Origin of the sequence: Mesorhizobium sp. M7A.F.Ca.AU.001.01.1.1 (genome assembly GCF_004022735.1) — a bacterium.
GTDB classification, from domain to species: Bacteria; Pseudomonadota; Alphaproteobacteria; order Rhizobiales; family Rhizobiaceae; genus Mesorhizobium; species Mesorhizobium ciceri.
Genome location: NZ_RZPF01000747.1, coordinates 1 through 3,045 on the forward strand (window position 1 = coordinate 1; position 3,045 = coordinate 3,045).

At 66.2% G+C, this 3,045-nt stretch carries 2 protein-coding genes and 1 pseudogene; all 3 read right to left on the reverse strand.

The genetic code is table 11. The features are described from left to right. Window positions 1-329: pseudogene (locus tag EN884_RS31050) on the reverse strand (anti-sigma factor); the annotation flags it as partial. Beyond that, window positions 326-844 carry an RNA polymerase sigma factor gene (locus EN884_RS31055; protein ID WP_013532577.1) on the reverse strand — a complete coding sequence of 173 codons (519 nt, stop codon included), beginning with the start codon at window positions 842-844 and terminating at the stop codon, window positions 326-328. The pseudogene EN884_RS31050 and the gene EN884_RS31055, both read right to left, overlap by 4 nt. Window positions 845-1,018: 174 nt before the next feature. Beyond that, window positions 1,019-3,045, reverse strand: a 2,027-nt coding sequence (locus EN884_RS31060; protein ID WP_164895264.1) for a DUF2339 domain-containing protein, incomplete at its 5' end; no start/stop codon positions are given.

The window sequence follows — 3,045 nt, forward strand, 5'->3', positions numbered from 1 at the left end:
GCCGGGGTGCTGGACGAAGCCGTGCCTGCGCGGTTGCGCAAGGTCGTGCTTGGCGAGGCGCCGGTCAAGGCAGCTGTGCCACGCTCGCGCTGGTGGCTTGCCGGCGCCTCGCCAAGCACGACCTTGCGCAACCGCGCAGGCACGGCTTCGTCCAGCACCCCGGCGAAGGCGGCACGCAGCGCCGCCCGGTCGGCGGTGAAACGGGCGCTCCTGGCTTTCATCTCGGGATTGGCGTCGAGCCAGGCGTCGTAAGCGGCGCGCTCGTCTGCAGGCAGCTCGCCATCGAGCGCCATGTGGATGTCCCGTTCGGAAAAGTCGCGGCGGATCATTTCTCGACGATCCTTATCGCGCGGCGACGCGCCGTATCGTCCAGCAAACCACGCAATTCCTCACGCCCGCGCGCAATGCGCGACATCAGCGTGCCAGCGGGGACGCCCAGAATGTTGGCGGCTTCGGCATAGGAAAAACCTTCGATGGCAACCATGACAAGAGCTGCGCGTCGATCGGGGCTGATCGCCTGCAACGCGTCGATGATCTCGCGCGAGGCGATACTCTCCACCTGCTCTGCCGGCTGGGCAACGGCCTCGCCCGCCTCCAGCGGCAACATCGCCGCCTCGCCGCGGCGGTTCACCTTGCGCATCTGGTCGATGAACAAATGATGCATGATCGTAAACAGCCACCTCCGGGGGCTTTCTCCTGTCTGCCAGTTGTCGAGCCGCACAAGCGCCCGCTCGAGGCAATCCTGGACAAGGTCGTCGGCAGCGTCGCGGTCGCGCAAAAGCGAGCGTGCGTAACGGCGCAGGCGCGGTATTTCGCCAAGGATTGCTGCCTTCTTTTCGTCCATGACCGCTGGTTTCGAGGTCGCCCTTGTTGATCTGGATTGAACGCGCCTTCCGGGCGCGGCGCAAGCGGCCAGCGCGAAGCGGTCTCCCGCCCCGGTCACCCAAGCAATGAGATAACGCTGGCGAGTGCCGATTTATTCCCGGTCGGGGTGAAATCTTATTGTTCTTGCTTGCCTTTATCCGTTTTCCCTCGCCGCCCGTGTCAAAAGCCGCTGATAGAACAGGCCGATACCGATCAGAACCGCGCCGAGGCCGATGAAGGATAGCGCCCGGAGTACGCCTTCCAACTCCGACATGTCGAATATGAAGACCTTCAGCACGGCGATCGCGATCAGCGCGGCCGAAGCGATGCGCAGCACCTGCGATTTCAGCCAGACGCCAGCTGAGAGCAGCGCAACGCCAATCACCAGCCAGAGCGCCGAATAGGTGTAGGTTTCCAACTGGCCGAGGCCGCTCCACAGGCCGATGAATTCGCCCTTGAACAGGCGCCTCACCGACAGCGTGGCATAGGCGAAGGCAAGCGCGGCAGACACCACGGCCAGCATCTGCGCATACCATTTTGGCCGCTTGTCCCTGGCGTAGAGCGCCAGTCCCCCGGCGGCGACCGCCGGCAGGAGATAGGCGAGGAACAACAGGTTGAACACCGGGATACGGCCGGTCGATTCGTCGGTAAGCAAAGGATTCAGCACCACGAAATGCCTGACAACGATGAAAGCGACCGAGGCCACACCGGCGGCCATCGAACCATAGCGCAGCACCGAGCTTGGCGAGCGCATGTCGATGGCGACCAGGATGGCGCCGGCGCCGATGGCGATCAGGGTGTAGATCGACTGTTCGGCGAGCGTCATGGCACCCGTGTCGATGACGCCGCCATGCATGGCGTGGCGCACCAGCATGGCGAGCGTGAGCAGCGCAAACAGCGCCGCCGCCGCTTCCATGGCAAGGCGCGGTCGGCCGTTGGTGGTGCGCGCTAGCTGCCACGCGGCGAAGCCGAAGGCCAGTGCGGGCACGCCGTAGCCCGGCAGCAGCCAGTTGAACACCGGCGTCGTCGACAGGAAGCCGGCGCCGACAATGGTCGGGTCGAAGGCGACACGGCCAAGCACCGCGATCACCGCGCCGACCGAAATCCAGCCGAGCACCGGATAGGAGCGCCAGCGCGTGGCCAGCGCCGGCACGATGGCCGCCGCACCGAGCAGGATGGTGGTCCAGCCGGAATCGAAAGCCATATGCATGAGCAGGAGCCCGGCGATGGCCGCGCCGCCCAGGGCAAACGAGACCGCGACACCGCCCTTGAGCGGCGGCTCCTCGGCCCGCGCGATCCACTCGCCGCCGGCGGCGAAAATGACGACCAACAGTGCCGCTGCGGCGGCGTAGACAGGGTCACGGTCGAGATTGCCGAAAGTGAACCAGAGCGCCAGCAGGACGACCAGCGGGACGATGACGCCCCACGCCGCCCATGAGGCCGCACGTATCTGTGTCCCAGCGGCGAACCGGCGCGCGGCCCAGAAGCCGGCGCCGATGAAGACCAGGCCGAGTGCGATGCCGATGCGCAAGGTCAGCGCGTTGGACGTGGCCACCGGCAGTCCGTCGACGCCCAGGGCGCCGCCCGAAAAATCGGAAGCGATCGAGGTTGGCGGGATAATGCCGAGATAGATCAGCACCGTGACCAGTCCCGCGGCATAGAGGAGCGGCAGCGCCAGCGGACGATAAAGCGTGACCGCCACCATCGCGGCGATCACCACCGCGCCCGGCAAGGCATAGCCGGCGGCAGCAAAGGCCGGGTCTACCGACAGGCCCAGTGCCGAGAATGCGACGAACAGGCCAGGCACGATGGACGGCCAGTCGAAAGCCCTGTCTGGCGTGGTTTCGTCGCCACGGCGAGCGAGCCAGACAAGGGCGAGCACGGCCAGCGTGACGGCGTCGATGAGCAGGATCGCAGAGAGGTTCGCCCCCGGCGCATCGGTCATATAGAGAATGGTCCAGACACCGGTGCCGAAAAAGGCAGCCGCCATCAGCAACTTCCAGTCGCGCATGCGGGCGATGACGCCGGTGGCGGCAAGCACGATGGCGAGATAGCCGAACAGCGCCCAGGGATTGGGTGCCTGCGAGGCGACGAGCACCGGCGTCACCATGGCGCCGACAAGGCCGACGCCGGCCAGCGCCTGGCCGTGGACGAGCGCAGCGGCAATGGTTGCCACACCGA

Excerpts from the sequence above, each read along its gene's own strand:
- EN884_RS31055 (WP_013532577.1), bottom strand. The coding sequence starts at position 844 with ATGGACGAAAAGAAGGCAGCAATCCTTGGCGAAATACCGCGCCTGCGC.